Source organism: Chryseobacterium indologenes, assembly GCF_001295265.1.
Lineage (GTDB): Bacteria > Bacteroidota > Bacteroidia > Flavobacteriales > Weeksellaceae > Chryseobacterium > Chryseobacterium indologenes_A.
Map to the genome: position 1 here is coordinate 253,420 of NZ_LJOD01000003.1, position 14,666 is coordinate 268,085.

13 protein-coding genes are annotated in these 14,666 nt (G+C 38.9%); 5 read left to right on the plus strand and 8 right to left on the minus strand.

Annotation, left to right across the window (positions count from 1 at the left end; genetic code table 11):
* Window positions 1–23: 23 nt before the first annotated feature.
* Window positions 24–1,184, minus strand: a complete 1,161-nt coding sequence (locus AOB46_RS07235) for an efflux RND transporter periplasmic adaptor subunit (RefSeq protein WP_062697770.1) — start codon at window positions 1,182–1,184, stop codon at window positions 24–26.
* Window positions 1,185–1,535: 351 nt separating this feature from the next.
* Window positions 1,536–2,132, minus strand: a complete 597-nt coding sequence (locus tag AOB46_RS07240) for a TetR/AcrR family transcriptional regulator (protein WP_062697772.1) — start codon at window positions 2,130–2,132, stop codon at window positions 1,536–1,538.
* Between the two features lie 155 nt (window positions 2,133–2,287).
* Here AOB46_RS07240 and AOB46_RS07245 point away from each other — a divergent pair, with 155 nt between their 5' ends.
* Window positions 2,288–2,842, plus strand: coding sequence for a thioredoxin family protein (locus tag AOB46_RS07245; protein ID WP_062697774.1), 555 nt, complete (start codon window positions 2,288–2,290; stop codon window positions 2,840–2,842).
* A 231-nt stretch (window positions 2,843–3,073) separates the two neighbouring features.
* Here the strand turns inward: AOB46_RS07245 and AOB46_RS07250 are convergent, their stop codons facing one another.
* Both AOB46_RS07250 and AOB46_RS07255 read right to left on the minus strand, forming a co-directional pair.
* Complete coding sequence (locus AOB46_RS07250) at window positions 3,074–3,598, minus strand: hypothetical protein (protein ID WP_062697776.1); 525 nt, start codon at window positions 3,596–3,598, stop codon at window positions 3,074–3,076.
* 53 nt (window positions 3,599–3,651) lie between these two features.
* Window positions 3,652–4,515, minus strand: a complete 864-nt coding sequence (locus AOB46_RS07255; RefSeq protein WP_062697778.1) for an AraC family transcriptional regulator — start codon at window positions 4,513–4,515, stop codon at window positions 3,652–3,654.
* A 123-nt stretch (window positions 4,516–4,638) separates the two neighbouring features.
* Here AOB46_RS07255 and AOB46_RS07260 point away from each other — a divergent pair, with 123 nt between their 5' ends.
* Genes AOB46_RS07260 through AOB46_RS07270 form a run of 3 tightly spaced genes read left to right on the plus strand, consistent with a single transcriptional unit; the run spans window position 4,639 to window position 9,810 of the window.
* Window positions 4,639–5,868 (plus strand): MFS transporter, encoded by a 1,230-nt coding sequence (locus AOB46_RS07260; protein ID WP_062697780.1) that lies wholly within the window; start codon window positions 4,639–4,641, stop codon window positions 5,866–5,868.
* 1 nt (window position 5,869) lies between these two features.
* Window positions 5,870–7,351 carry a trehalase family glycosidase gene (locus tag AOB46_RS07265; RefSeq protein WP_062697783.1) on the plus strand — a complete coding sequence of 494 codons (1,482 nt, stop codon included), beginning with the start codon at window positions 5,870–5,872 and terminating at the stop codon, window positions 7,349–7,351.
* A gap of 20 nt (window positions 7,352–7,371) precedes the next feature.
* Window positions 7,372–9,810 carry a TonB-dependent receptor gene (locus AOB46_RS07270; protein WP_062697785.1) on the plus strand — a complete coding sequence of 813 codons (2,439 nt, stop codon included), beginning with the start codon at window positions 7,372–7,374 and terminating at the stop codon, window positions 9,808–9,810.
* 71 nt (window positions 9,811–9,881) lie between these two features.
* Here AOB46_RS07270 and AOB46_RS07275 read toward each other — a convergent pair whose 3' ends face one another.
* Entirely contained in the window at window positions 9,882–10,463 is a 582-nt protein-coding gene (locus AOB46_RS07275; RefSeq protein ID WP_062697788.1) for a hypothetical protein, read from the minus strand.
* A gap of 114 nt (window positions 10,464–10,577) precedes the next feature.
* Window positions 10,578–11,216 (minus strand): MBL fold metallo-hydrolase, encoded by a 639-nt coding sequence (locus tag AOB46_RS07280; protein ID WP_062697791.1) that lies wholly within the window; start codon window positions 11,214–11,216, stop codon window positions 10,578–10,580.
* Window positions 11,217–11,285: 69 nt separating this feature from the next.
* Here AOB46_RS07280 and AOB46_RS07285 point away from each other — a divergent pair, with 69 nt between their 5' ends.
* Window positions 11,286–12,503 (plus strand): type IX secretion system plug protein domain-containing protein, encoded by a 1,218-nt coding sequence (locus AOB46_RS07285; RefSeq protein ID WP_062697793.1) that lies wholly within the window; start codon window positions 11,286–11,288, stop codon window positions 12,501–12,503.
* Between the two features lie 120 nt (window positions 12,504–12,623).
* On the opposite strand, the gene hemH is transcribed toward AOB46_RS07285, so the two are convergent.
* Window positions 12,624–13,676: a ferrochelatase gene (hemH, locus tag AOB46_RS07290; protein ID WP_062697795.1), complete on the minus strand. Its 1,053-nt coding sequence runs from the start codon at window positions 13,674–13,676 to the stop codon at window positions 12,624–12,626.
* Between the two features lie 72 nt (window positions 13,677–13,748).
* Window positions 13,749–14,627 carry a NifU family protein gene (locus AOB46_RS07295; protein WP_062697796.1) on the minus strand — a complete coding sequence of 293 codons (879 nt, stop codon included), beginning with the start codon at window positions 14,625–14,627 and terminating at the stop codon, window positions 13,749–13,751.
* Between the last annotated feature and the right edge of the window lie 39 nt (window positions 14,628–14,666).

A 14,666-nucleotide genomic window follows, 5' to 3' on the forward strand; every position in this document is an offset into this window, starting at 1 on the left:
ATTTTTTTAGTCTCTGTAGCAGATTACAAAGGTTTGGCTTTCAGTAAACTGTCAGACGAAATAGGTTTCGGATGGATTGAAGCTCCGTCTTTTAGATTCCCGATTCCTGTGTATACAATCTTCTCTCCCGGAGTAAGTCCTTCAGAGATAAAATAATAGCTTTCGGTTTTTCCTGAGATTTTTACCGGTTTGCTGGTTACTTTTTTATCTTTTCCTAAAACATATACATACGTTTTATCCTGAATTTCAAAAGTAGATTCCTGAGGGATAACCACTGCATTGGAAATCAGCTGAGGCATGCGCACTCTTCCTGTATTTCCGGTTCTTAAAGTTCCTCCGGCGTTAGGAAAAACTGCGCGTACACTGATGGCTCCGGTTGTTTTATCAAATTGGCCGTCTACGATGCTCATTTTTCCTTTTTCCGGGTAGATGCTGTTATCTGCAATGACCAGTTCAACCATCGGCATATTTTTCAGCTTTTCTTCAAGAGATGCTCCCGGATATTTGTTCTGAAAAGCGATAAAATCCAGTTCACTTAGTGAGAAGTAAGCATAAATTTCGCTGATGTCAGAAAGCAGTGTCAAAGGATTAGGATCTGTTCTGGAGATCAGACTTCCTTTTTTATAAGGGATTCTTCCGATATATCCGCTTACCGGTGCGGTAATAGTTGTGAATCCTACATTAATTCTGGCGCTTCCTACAGAGGCTTTGGCCTGTGAAGCAGCAGCAACGGCAGCAGCATAATTGGCTTTTGCTGTTTTAAGCTGAACATCAGAAACAACTTTAGCGGCTACTAACGGCTGAAGTCTGTCTACTTCCACTCGTGCTTTTTCAATATTGGCGTTCGCTGCCTGAAGGTTGGCCTGTGCCATATTCATCTGCTCGCCGTAGCTTCTGGAGTCTATTTTGAAAAGTGGCTGTCCGGCTCTTACGTAAGAACCTTCCTCCACATAAATTCTGTCCAGATATCCGTCTACCTGAGATCTGATTTCTACATTATTTTTACCTTCCAATGCGGTAGGAAATTCCTGATAGGTGGTCGCAGGGGAGGAGATTACGGTATAAACCGGCAGTTCCGGAGCTGGTGGTGCTGTGTTGGAACCTTCTGCTGCTTTAGTGCAGTTCTGTAAAAGGATAATACTTGATATAAGTACGATGAACCTTATTTTTCCAGGTATTTTCATTTGTTGGTTTAATTTTTTTAATAAAGTGTTAGATTTAAGTAATGGTGTTCTTTTTGTAAATCCTGTTATTTTACCTAACAGTGTTAATATTGAGGTAAAAAAACAGAATTTCTGATAAAGGAGTCAAATAGTTATTTTCATAAGTATTAATAGTGGTTTTTAATGTTGATAGAGATAAAGCAGGGTATATGAATTATATGTTAATTTTCCTAACAGTGTTAAGTGTATTGACAAAAAACCAATCTGTCATTTGGGGTAAAAGTTTCATAACGGTAAGTTTTTTTATTGCTATTACAGATTCTACTGAATGTTATTTTTCCTAACGGTGTTAATTTTTAATTCAAAAAAAATTTATAAAGACTTAATAAAAGCCGAAACGGTTTCGTCCAGAGTTGTTTTATTCATGGTAGACGGGATATCAGCATTACGCATCATCATAATAGAAATCAGTCCGTGTACTGCAGAAAACAAGGCATGCGACATATGGCATGCATTTTCAGGGTTAGATCCGTTCTTCTTAATGATATTATAGGTACATTCATAAATGAGATCCTGGAATGAAGAAAATTCTTCCTTCATCTGTCCTTTACCACAGCACTGCATTCCCAGTCCAAACATCAGCTGATAGTATTCCGGGTTTTTGAATGCAAAGTTCCAATACGCATCTACAATGGCTGTAAGCTGTTCTTCAGGAGTGTCATGTTTTCTCTGAGCTTTAAGGAGTTCTATATGAAGAGAATGAAAACCATTCAGGGAAATTTCATACAGAATAGCCTCTTTATTTTCAAAATAATCATACACTACCGGAGCACTGTATTCAATGGCATCTGCAATTTTCCGCATGGAAAGGGAAGCCCAGCCTTCAGTTTTGGCCAAACCGAAAGCAGCCTGCAAAATATTTGCACGGATAGATTCTTTCTCTCGCTGACGACGTTCATGCAATCCCATGATATTATTACTAACAGTGTTAGCAAAACTACAAACTTTTGAATATAACTTCCAAATGATATTTTACTTTTAACATTTAACGAAAGTTTATAAATCAGCAGATTCGCTTTGTATCAAAAGAAATTTTATCTTTGTGAATAAAGAAAATAAAGGATATGAATACGCCCTCCAATATGCTGGCTCTAGGAACAAAAGCACCGTTTTTTGAGCTTCCGAACCCGTCAAAAACCAATGAAATTCAATCTCTGGATGAACTGAAAGGAGAAAAAGGAACACTGGTGATCTTTATGTGCAACCATTGTCCGTTTGTTCTTCATGTAATCGATAAAATCAACGAACTGTATGAAGATTATAATGATAAAGGAATAGAATTCATCGCGATCAATGCTAATGATATTGAAAAATATCCGGCTGATGCTCCCGAAAAAATGATCGAATTCCAGATCGAAAGAAAATTTGATTTCCCTTATCTGTATGACGAAAGCCAGGCTATCGCTAAAGCCTACGATGCTGCCTGTACTCCGGATTTTTATTTCTTTGACGAGAAACTGGATCTTGTGTACAGAGGGCAGATGGATGATTCCAGACCGGGCAACAGTAAGGATGTAACAGGAGAAGATCTGATTATTGCATTTGAAAATCTTCTGGCTGGTGAGCCTCAGGAAGAAATTCAGAAACCAAGCATGGGATGCAATATCAAATGGAAATAATGGAAATGTAATTATTCAACCTGCTCTTAAATAATCTATAAAGCTGTTCTTTTTGAGGACAGCTTTTTATAATTACTACGGGCACACAAATAAAGGGATTGGTACATCTGCGACAAAAAAATAAAGTAATGTTTACTGAAAATCTTGCTTTTTTAAAAGCAGAACAATAGATTGTTTCCTAAAAAATCTTTGAGTTTCAGTGCTGAAATTTATGGATTAGGTTAAAAAGCTTTATTTATAATAATTTTCTACACCGATTCCGATAGTCCAGAAATTTCTTGCTTTTTCCAGGTCTTCTTCAAGCCATTCCTTGTTTTCTTCATACTCATTATTAGCTTTCAAATCGGCGATATCCTCTTCCACATCACGTACCGTAATCTGTCTCCATACTCCCACCGAAATATTTAAAAAAGTATAGCAGTATTCAGCTTCACTGTCATCAATCTTTCCATTGTTTTTTTCTGAAAGAATTTCAAGAAGTTGGCTGGCCCCGATTTGAAACGGATTAATTCCATACACAGAAATCTCTGCTTTTTCAGGATAAGGTCCGCTGATAAATTCAATGAATTCAGCATTCCCGTTGTTGTCAAGATCAACCCTGAATTCATAGTCATCATAATATAAGCGGTGGCTGTCTGACCCTTTTGATGGAGAACCAAGCAGTTTTTCAATCGCTGGTCCGGATTCTCCCAGTGAAAGTTTTCCGATATTTTCAATAACAATTCCGTCAAGGGGTAAAATTTCAATTTTTCTCATGAGAACAATGTGGTTTATCTGATATTTTTATGGTGTTTAAATTAGAAAAAAAACTATACATTGACCTTATTGGATGAATAACTCTTTATAAATTCTGAAGGTGTCTTTTCAGTATATTTTTTAAACATCCGGTTGAAATAGGTTACATTATTAAAACCGCAGCTGTAGCTGCATTCCGAAATACTCATATCCTGGGTCATCAGCAGGCAGGCTTTATGGATTCTATATCGGTTCACAAATTCTGTAAAAGTGATCTGGGTTGCTTTTTTAAAGAAATTGCAGAAAGCCGGAAGCGTCAGGCTGGCAAGTTGGGCTGCATCTTCTATTCTTATCTCTTTATCATAATTGTTTTCAACAAAAGTAAAAATGTTTTCCAGCCTTGCTTTATTTTTTGAAATGATGGTATAGGGCATAATCTCTTTATTCAGAAGATCGTAATCTTTACATTTTGAAAGTTCAAAAAGAATTTCAAGCAGCAGCAGATACCTCTTATAACCTTCCGATTCCAGCAGTGTTTTAAGCTTCGGAAGCATTGCTTTTTTGATTTTATGATGAAAATGAATACCATATTTGGATAGTTCAAGCAGATTTTTAATCGATACGGCATCAACTTCCTGTGGCGGGAACTGCAGGATCTCTTCCTTGAATTGTAAGACAATCTCTTCATGCGGATCTGTAGAATTCAGTCCAAATCCCGAATGAGGAATATTGGAGCCAATCAGGACCAGATCGCCGTTAGTATAGTTGCTTTTATGATATCCTACATGCCGGGTTCCGGTACCTGAAATTACGCAGACAAGCTCTATTTCCGGATGATAATGATACTCCCATTTGAACTCGCAGATCGGGGAATTGTTATGAAGCGTACGGAAAGAGCTTTTTTCATTCGGAACGATTCTCTCAAAACTGACTTTCATTTGATTAATGGTAATTATTCAATAAAAATACTAATTATATTAATATAGTTCAAATAGTGGTTTATTGTGTTAAATTAATGTTAACCCAAATGCTTCTATCTTAGCCGGCAAGAAATGATCTCCATGAAAAATTTCAACATTAAAGCCGTACTTTTTCTGAATTACTTCGTTTTCGCAATTCTCCTGAATTCTGTGGGAACAGTAATTTTGCAGGTGCAGCAGAACTTTGGAATTTCCAAATCTTCTGCAAGCATTCTGGAAGGTTTCAAAGACCTGCCGATTGCCATATGCTCATTTATCCTGGCATCGTTTCTTCCGAAAATAGGAATTAAGAACTCTATGCTGGCAGCCCTTTTTATGGTGAGCTGTATGTGTTTTATAATGCCGTTTTCCAATGACTTCTGGTTTTTTAAACTGCTATTTGCAGTAGTAGGAGTTTCCTTTGCTCTGATTAAGATCTCAGTGTTTACCTCAATCGGCCTTGTGACGGATACGGATAAAGAGCATTCAAGCTTTATGGGCTATCTGGAAGGATTTTTCATGATTGGTGTTTTGATGGGAAATGTTCTTTTCAGTTTATTTATTGATGACCATAATCCTAAATCTACCCACTGGCTGAATGTATATTGGGTGCTGGGCGCAGTTTCTTCTTTATCCTTTTTATTTCTGTTCTTCTCAAAGCTGGATGAAAAGGAAGCAAAAGATGAGAAAACCGATCTGTGGGGAGATCTGAAGAACAGTATGAGTCTTTTCAGTTATAAAAAAGTCCTTTTTTTCCTGTTGTGTGCTTTTCTTTTTGTGCTGGTAGAGCAAAGTTTCCAGACCTGGACTCCCACTTTTTATAAAGATATTTTAAAAGTTCCTACCTCTATGAGTATTCAGGCAGGAGCCGTCTTAGCAGGAGCATTTGCGTTGGGAAGATTTCTGTCAGGTTTCTTTTCCAAAAAGTTCAGCTGGATCTATGTAGTTTCTTTCTGTGTGATTGGTTTCGGGATAAGCATTCTGCTGGTTTTACCGCTGACTCATACTATTCACATTAGTGCCGGAACCAACTGGCTGAATGCTCCGCTGGTTGTGTATTTATTCCCTTTGATGGGTGGCTTGCTGGCACCTATCTATCCGAGTATCAATTCTGTTATTCTGGCATCCATTCCGAAATATCTGCACAGTGCAATGTCCGGGCTGATTGTTGTTTTTTCGGCTGTCGGGGGAACAATCGGTTCTGTGATCACCGGTTTTGTCTTCCAGGAATTCAGCGGGCAGCAGGCGTTCTATCTTTCACTGATCCCGCTTTCTCTGCTGATTATTTCGGCTATTTTCATGAATAAGTTAAAAATAAATCCCAAGAAATAAAATGAACAAACAGCTTTATATAAAAGAAATTCAAGCCCTTTTTGATGATGTACAGAGATCGAGGATTTTTGAAGATCAGAAAATGATGACTGATGCAGTTCCGGTATTCCCTGTTGCTGAAATCAATGATGAGTATGAAAAAAGAAAAGGAACTGAAGGGTTTGATCTTAGAGATTTTGTGATGACTCATTTCGATTTTTTAGGGGCGAAAGTTTCTGTTCAAAGAGAAGACCGCCTCCCGATCGGGGAACATATTGAGAAACTCTGGGATGAACTGACGCGGGATGCTTACGAAGAAAAAGGAACCCTGCTGAAGCTCCCGAAACCTTATATTGTTCCGGGCGGCCGTTTCAATGAGTTTTTTTATTGGGACAGTTATTTCATTATGCTTGGGTTGCAGGTTTCTGGAAGAACAGAAATGATGGAAAATATTGTGGAAAACTGTTCTTATCTGATTCAGAATGTAGGTTTTGTGCCGAATGCAAGCCGTACCCACTTCCTGAGCCGTTCACAGCCTCCTTATTTTTCGCTGATGCTGGAACTGCTTTTTGACACAGCTGGCGATGAAACAATATATACCAGATATCATGATACGCTTGAAAAAGAATATGCTTTCTGGATGAATGGTGAAGAATGGCTGGATCATGGTTCCAGTGTAAAAAGAATCACTAAAACAACGGACGGAGATCTGCTGAACCGTTATTATGATGCAGAAAACGCACCGCGTCCGGAAAGTTATCTGATTGATATTGAAGACCGTGAGAGTGCAGGGAATGAAGAGTTTTACAGAAATATAAGAAGCGCCTGCGAATCCGGCTGGGATTTTTCCAGCAGATGGTTTGCAGACGGAGAACATATACAGTCCATAGAAATCCTGAACATTGCAGAAGTGGATCTGAACTGTCTTTTATGGCATTTGGAAAATACCCTGGCAAAATCATCAGCACTTCAGGACATGAGAGAAAAAGAAAATTATTTTACTGAAAGAGCAGCAAAGCGCAGACAGATGATCAACAAATATTTCTGGGATGAGAACACTAGGATTTACAAAGATTATCACATTAAAAAAAACACAAAAACACCGTCTGAACATATTGCTGCTCTTTACCCTTTGTTCCTAGGAATTGCAGATCAGGAACAGGCTGAAGGTGTTGCCAATGCGGTTGCTGAGAAATTTCTTTACCAGGGCGGTCTGGTGACAACTACCAAAAATTCAGGTCAGCAATGGGATTTCCCCAATGCCTGGGCCCCTTATCAATGGCTTGGTTTTAAAGCCATGAAAAATTATGGTTTTGATGAGCTGGCAGAAAAAATTAAACACAATTGGTGTTCCAATGTAGAAAGGGTTTACAAAAACACCGGAAAACTGATGGAGAAATACAATGCATTAGACACGGAAACGATTGCAGGAGGAGGAGAATACCCAAATCAGGACGGATTCGGATGGACCAATGGAGTCTATCTTACATTAAAACAAAACTAACTCTATAAAAATCATGTGCTATGAAAAAAAGATCGATATTTTTAATGGTGGCCACCGCTTCACTTTATTTTAATAATGTGTATGCTCAGGAAACCCAGCAGGATTCCATCAAAACCTCTTCGATAGACCAGATCGTTATTACCGGGAACTCCGGCCCAAAAAAGAAAATAGAATCCAGTACGGCTATTTCAACTTTTACAGCCAAAGAGATCCAGAAGCAGAACCCGATCAGTGCCGCAGCTTTACTGCAGAGAGTTCCGGGGTTTGCTGTGGAAACATCGGGTGGTGAAGTGGGAAACAACCTTTTTGCAAGAGGAATTCCTTCTGCGGGAGCCTATGAATTTGTTCAGGTACAGGAAGACGGGCTTCCGGTGTTTGAAGATGGGGCCCTTCAGTTTGCCAATGCAGATAATTTCTTCCGTGTAGATAATACGGTGAACCGCCTGGAAGCACTGAGAGGAGTTTCCGGATCTATTTATGCCAACAACTCCCCGGGTGGTCTGATCAATTTTATTACCAAAGAAGGAACCAATAATTTTAAAGGAACTGCTAAGCTGGAAACAGGAACTTATGGCCTGATGCGTACCGACCTGAATGTAGGAGGAGCCCTGATCCAGGATAAGCTGTTCTTTAATGTAGGAGGCTTCTACAGAACAGATGACGGAATCAGGAAAACAGGATTTAAGGCCAATAACGGGGGACAGATCAGAATGAACCTGAAATACGTATTTGATAAAGGATATGCAAAAATATATTATAAAAAGCTGGATGACAGAAATACGTTCTATCTTCCGATTCCTTTAACCCAGGATGGTGATAAACTGAAAGAATATCCCGGATTTGATGCCAATTACGGTACTTACAGCTACAGAGCAATCGGTCAGCTGAGCATTCCTCAGGCGGGAGGCGGATTCTTTAAAAGAGATCTTGAAAACGGAATCCATCCGAAAGTTGACGTCGTAGGAGCCGAGTTTAAATATGATCTTGGAAATAATTTCAGCGTTCTGAATAAAACCAGATACACCAACATCAATATGGAATATACGGGGATGTTTCCGGCAGGAGCACCTCAGCTGGCATCCGGATATGCAGGCGGACTGGGTATGAGCAGCTATCAGTATTCATTCGTAAGCACCGGTGCTATCGTTAATCCGGAATATATTCAGAAGCTGGGATTCTGGGCGATTGACAAACAGATGAATAATTTTGTGAATGATCTTCAGTTTAATTATAAATTCGATAAAGGTAATGTGACTGCGGGGTTCTATAAATCAAACTGGAAATCTCATCAGTACTGGAACTGGAGTAATATTTTAACGACGGTTACGGACAGGCCTCAGCTGCTTAACCTTGTTAATCCTTCACTCAATCCTTCAGATGTCGGATATTCCCAAACCTATAACGGGGTTAAAGATATGTCATTCCTGATCAGGGATTCACAGATTCAGGGAAGTCTGAATGACCTTTATTTAAACCTGGATTACAATTTTACGGACGCATTAAGCTTCAACGGAGGAATCCGTTACAGCCGTGATTTCTATAAAGGATACGGTGTAAATACCACAACAGCCAATCTGAATAATTCAGGCCTGACCACAGACGGAACCCACAGCTTTGCAACTACAACTGCCGATGATAATATGGCCGTTCTGGGGAATAAATATACATACTGGTATTATGACATCAGCAAGGTATCCTATACTATGGCCGCGAATTATAAGATCAACAGAGAAAATGCGGTATATGCCCGTTTCTCCCATGGTTTCAGATCTCCGAATGAAGAAGCGTACTATAACAATATGGCAAATCTGGATCAGATCAAGCCCGTTCGTACCAATCAGCTTGAAATAGGATATAAATATTATTCCAGAAATTTTGACATCGGAGTTATTCCTTTCTACTCTACCCTTAAAGATCTTTCATTCACCGATGTATTCTCAGACGGAACTTCTGAAAATAAATTTGCCAATACCACCAACCTTGGAGTAGAGATTGAAGGATATACAAGACTCTTCAATAATATTCTTGAGGTGACCTTCAACGGAACTATTCAGAACCCGAAATACAAGGATTTTACAGGAAGAAATGCAGACGGAACTACATTTGACTATGACGGAAACACCGTAAGAAGAATGCCTAAATTCTATTTCAACATCTCTCCGGCGGTGAATATTACCAAGCAGTGGAGGACCTATGTAAGCATGAACTATTATGGAAAACGTTTCCAGAATGAAGGCAATACAGCTGATAATATTCTGCCCTCTTTCACAGAATTCGGGGCCGGAATGTCTTACCAGCTTGGAAATATACGCTTTGCGGTAGACGGAACCAATATCTTTAATACCATTGGAATTACAGAAGGAGATCCGAGATCCCAGACCATAACAGGAACCAATATCAGAATGGCCAGACCTATTCTGGGGGCTGCTGCGAGAGCTTCTATTACTTTAGATTTTTAATACTTCTATTTCTTTATAACAGGAACCGTCAGCACCCAGGTGCTGACGGTTTTATCTTTTTACTCCATCTTCTAACGACGCCACTCTCCATCAAATGTACCGTTAAGGAATTCTCCGTTACCCTTTGCTAAAATAGCGCAGTCAGGAATTTTTTTTGATATATCTAAAAGTCCTTCAAATGTATAATTGTTATTCCATACGTCAATGCAGATATTTTCCAGGAAGCAGTAAAATTCTAAATTTTTCAGGGCAACAAATTTTTTAAGCCCTTCTTCATTAATTGATGTTTCATGAATTTGCAAGTCGTGTAAAAAATCTAATGCTGCCAGATCCGGAATACAGTCATTGGTAAGCTGTGAATTTTCTTTTAACCTGAGGTATTGTAAATTGTTCAGGTTTTTGAGATGCTTTATCCCTTCGTTGGTAATTTCAGTGTCCTGTACATCCAAATATTCAATTTTATAGCAATCGGATATATGAGCTAACCCTTCGTCATTGAGATTTGAACAGGAAAAACTGGCAGATGTCAGATTAGGAAACTGGTTCAGAAGAGGCAGATCATTGATATAACTGAGTGACTGTTCCCGTTCAAAACAGAAATGTTTGATGTTCAGATCGTAATAATGACTCCCTATTTTTATTGAATTTTCCATTTCTTTAAATACTTTTCCCCTTAGCGGGTTTTCTTAAGTTTTTTAATTTCTCTGTAATCTGATCCGCTCCTTAAGCCTTTTTATTTCTAAATTCCTTAACCCGGACTCAGTTTTTTACTTAAAAAATGGATTATACTGCTTTTCAAAACCAATTGACGTAGGATTTCCATGGCCTGAGAAAACCTGTGTTTCAGGATCCAGTATGAAAAGTTTTGTTTTGATGCCGTCAATCAGCTGTTCGTAATTGCCTTTATAAAGATCTGTTCTTCCTATGCTGCCTTCAAAAAGGACGTCACCGGAGATGATGAATTTCTGGTTTTCGTTGTGATAGACCACACTTCCCGGAGAATGCCCCGGAACATGATAGATTTTAAATTTTTCTCCGTCCAGATCAAGTTCCTCACCTTCAGTAATATATTGGGTTTCTACTTTTACAGGATCAATATTCATCCCGAATCTCATTCCGCTTGCCTGAAGCATATCCAGTACTTCCTGATCTTCCTGATGCAGATAAACCGGAACTTTAAATTTATCAAAAGCCCACTGAAGTCCCAAAACGTGGTCGATATGAGCATGGGTCAGAAGAATTTTCTGGATATGCAGCCCGTTTTCTGTGATGAAATGATCAATGGCCTGGGTTTCCTGTGGACTCATATTTCCGGGATCAATTAACCATGCATTTTTGTTTTCGTTGTATAGGATATAAGTGTTTTCGCTTGCAAAATTGAATACGAAACCTTGAATCTGAAGCATATTGGATATTTTTTATTCAAAAGTACGATATTATTAAGAAAATCCCGATTTTTCGTTATCTTCGTCATAATGAAAACTTTGCGCATACTTTTACTTTCTTTGAGCGGGCTGGCTTTTGGGCAGAACATCCAGAGCATCCAGCTGTTTAACCCTCAGACTAATGATGAAACTCCGGTTATAAAATTCGGCGAACAGCTGGTTCTCAGATTTGACGACCTTACCAATGCAAGCGAAATTTACCGGTATACCATCAAGCATTATGACCGGAACTGGAATGACGATAATCTTTTCTTTACGGAATTTGCAACCGGAAGCCTGAACGGGCTGCTGGATCAGTTCCAGTATTCCTTCAATACCATTCAGCCTTATACCCATTATAAGTTGACATTTCCGAATGATAAGATGCAGCCGAAAATCTCCGGAAATTTTGAGCTGATTGTTTATAAAGATTCTGCTGAAAGACCTCTTTTTAAAAGAAGATTTTATGTGGTGGAAGATGCGGCTACCATAGCACTGAATATTTCAAGAATTGCTGATGCGAAAAATCCGAATATCAACCAGCGGGTAGAAGCAAAAGTTGTTTCAAAAGGAGGAGATCTTTCCTCCAATGTAAATTCTATGTCTCTCAATGTGATGCAGAATAACAATCCGAATGTAACGGTCAATAATCTGAAGCCAAGTACTACATTAGGAAACCAGCTGCTTTTCCAGCAGATGAGCCTTACTTTCCCTGGTAACAATGAATTCTATTATTTCGATAATAAAAATATGAATATGGCAGCGGACATGGTTCGTGCCACGGAATTAAAAGACGGAGTCAACCAGACCTATCTGCATTCCGTCTGGGCTTTTCCTCTTAATTACCAGTACCAGCCGGATGTAAACGGTGCCTGGTACTACAGACGAAATGATCTTGGACTGGAAAGAAATGCTGACCGGGAAGCAGATTACTCGTGGGTTTATTTCTCTCTGGATTCTGATCCTGTAGATAAAGAGATCTATGTTTTGGGTGGTTTCAATAATTTCACTCCCTCCAAAGAAAACCAGATGCAGTACGATGCCGCCAGCAAAAAATATGTGGCTAAAATATTCCTGAAACAAGGGTTCTATAATTACATTCTGGCCACTAAAGAAAGTAACGGAAGCCTTAATTTTGGTGAGATTAACGGAAACTTCTGGCAGACAGAAAACCTCTATCAGGCATTTTTATATTATGCACCTTTCGGAAGAAGCTATGACGGGCTGATGGGGTACGGGGAATTCAGAACGCCTGTCGGGATTAAATAGAACTTTGATTGACTAGTCCTGAAAACAGCTGAATAATCAAAAATATTTTCACCAATAACTTCAGAAAATATAGCCTGGAAATAAAAAAAGGAACTGTACTATTTGACAGTTCCTTGTATTTTAAACCAGATAAAAATCATTTAATTTCTCTTCACAAAGGGTTTTTACGACTTCTATCCAGCGGTCCTCATCATTCAGACATGGAATGTAATGGAAGTTTTCGCCGCCTGCATGCTGAAACTGTTCTTTTCCTTCCACTGAGATTTCTTCCAGCGTTTCCAGACAGTCTGAAACGAAAGCCGGGCAGACAACCGCAAGATTCTTAATCCCTTTCTTAGGAATCGTTTCTAAAGTTTCATCGGTATAGGGCTCAATCCACTTGTCTTTACCAAGCCTTGACTGAAATGAAACGATGGTTTTTTCTTTTGGAAGTCCCATTTTAGCAATTACAGCTTCAGTAGTTTTATAACACTGATGCCTGTAGCAATAAGCATTATGAGTATCTACCTGGCTGTTGATACAGTTGGCATCATCAATTTTACACGTCTTTGACGGATCTGTTTTATAAATATGCCTTTCAGGAACTCCGTGATAAGAAAACTGAAGGGCGTCAAAATGTTCAGGGAGTTTTTCCTTAATACTTTCTGCCAGGCAGTTAATATAAATATCCCTGTTATAGAAAGGCTGTATATAATTGATTTTTACGGCAGGAAACTTCTTTTTCCGTACTTCTTCTGCTTTTTCAATAACCGTTTCCGTTGTACTCATCGCATATTGTGGGTACAGAGGAAAAAGAACAATTTCAGAAACTCCCTGATCCGCCAACTTCTGAATTCCTGCTTCAATGCTTGGCTGTGCATATCGCATACCGATTTCCACAGGAACATCTACCAGCTTTTGAAGCTTTTTCCGGATTTTTTCCGTAATAAAGATCAACGGTGAGCCTTCATCCGTCCAGACGGTTTTGTAGGCTTCGGCAGATTTGGCAGGTCTTGTTTTCAGGATGATCCCCTGAACAAGAAGTGCACGGAAAATCCAGCGGTAATCAATCACCCTTTCATCCATTAAAAATTCATCAAGATACTCCTTTACATCGTTTACTGCCGTAGATCTTGGCGATCCTAAATTGACCAATAAAATTCCTTTTTTTGAATTTCGGGATTCTTTCTGCAAAACTTCTATTTTTAATGGTGTATATTTCAGTTAATATTGAATTGACGGTTTTTTAGCTTAAGCGCAGAATGCTTATCCATTCACGGCTTCCACTCTTTCTACCAGATCAGGAACAAACTGTTTCAGAATATTTTCAATTCCGTTCTTCAGAGTAGCCGTTGAGCTCGGACATCCGGAGCACGCTCCCTGTAGAAGCATCTTGGCTGTTTTATTTTCCTGATCATATTCCATCAGTGAAATTTTTCCACCGTCGTTTTCTACAGCAGGGGCTACATATTCATTTAAAATATCGGAAATTTTCTGCTCATCTTCAGTATAGTCTCTGTTGATGATTTTTTCAACAGGATTTTCATGTTTCTGCGGCTCAAGATTTGAGATTTTCCCGCCGTTCTGAAGATATTCAGCAATCAAAGCACGGACTGCCATCATCACTTCATGCCATTCCACAGAATTATCTCTGGTTACAGCTACAAAATTATCGGAGATAAAAACTTCTTTAGCAAAATTAAACTCATTAAATACAGCCTGAGCCAAAGGAACATCTGCCGCTGCATCTCTGGACTTAACCTCTACGAAACCATCCATCAGTAGTTTGCTGGAAACGAATTTCATCACATTCGGATTAGGAGTCATTTCAGCATAAATCTGGTACATTTCTTTTTTCTTCTGAAGATAAATTCTAGGATTGGCCAGTAATTCATCCTCAATAACATTTTTCAGACTTTCTGCCACATGTTCCCATTCAACAGTATCCTGTTTGGCTACCGCTACAAAATTAGCGGTAATGAAAACTCTTTCCACAAAAGGATAATTGAAAAGTTCCTGTGCCAATGGAATTTCTGAGATATCTGAACTTCTGTCCAACTCTAAAGATCCCGGAATCAGATTGTAATCTGCAACAAATTTCATCACTTTCGGGTTTTCGGTTGGTTCTATAAGTATTGTACGCATTTTTTCGTTAAATTTGAGATACAAAAATACGCAATTAGA

Bases quoted from the DNA above. Each gene is read 5' to 3' on its own strand.
- AOB46_RS07260 (WP_062697780.1), top strand. From the start codon at position 4,639: ATGAAAAATTTCAACATTAAAGCCGTACTTTTTCTGAATTACTTCGTT.
- AOB46_RS07285 (WP_062697793.1), top strand. From the start codon at position 11,286: ATGAAAACTTTGCGCATACTTTTACTTTCTTTGAGCGGGCTGGCTTTT.
- AOB46_RS07250 (WP_062697776.1), bottom strand. From the start codon at position 3,598: ATGAGAAAAATTGAAATTTTACCCCTTGACGGAATTGTTATTGAAAAT.
- AOB46_RS07275 (WP_062697788.1), bottom strand. From the start codon at position 10,463: ATGGAAAATTCAATAAAAATAGGGAGTCATTATTACGATCTGAACATC.
- AOB46_RS07270 (WP_062697785.1), top strand. From the start codon at position 7,372: ATGAAAAAAAGATCGATATTTTTAATGGTGGCCACCGCTTCACTTTAT.
- AOB46_RS07235 (WP_062697770.1), bottom strand. From the start codon at position 1,184: ATGAAAATACCTGGAAAAATAAGGTTCATCGTACTTATATCAAGTATT.
- AOB46_RS07280 (WP_062697791.1), bottom strand. From the start codon at position 11,216: ATGCTTCAGATTCAAGGTTTCGTATTCAATTTTGCAAGCGAAAACACT.
- AOB46_RS07245 (WP_062697774.1), top strand. From the start codon at position 2,288: ATGAATACGCCCTCCAATATGCTGGCTCTAGGAACAAAAGCACCGTTT.
- AOB46_RS07295 (WP_062697796.1), bottom strand. From the start codon at position 14,627: ATGCGTACAATACTTATAGAACCAACCGAAAACCCGAAAGTGATGAAA.
- AOB46_RS07265 (WP_062697783.1), top strand. From the start codon at position 5,870: ATGAACAAACAGCTTTATATAAAAGAAATTCAAGCCCTTTTTGATGAT.
- AOB46_RS07255 (WP_062697778.1), bottom strand. From the start codon at position 4,515: ATGAAAGTCAGTTTTGAGAGAATCGTTCCGAATGAAAAAAGCTCTTTC.
- AOB46_RS07240 (WP_062697772.1), bottom strand. From the start codon at position 2,132: ATGGGATTGCATGAACGTCGTCAGCGAGAGAAAGAATCTATCCGTGCA.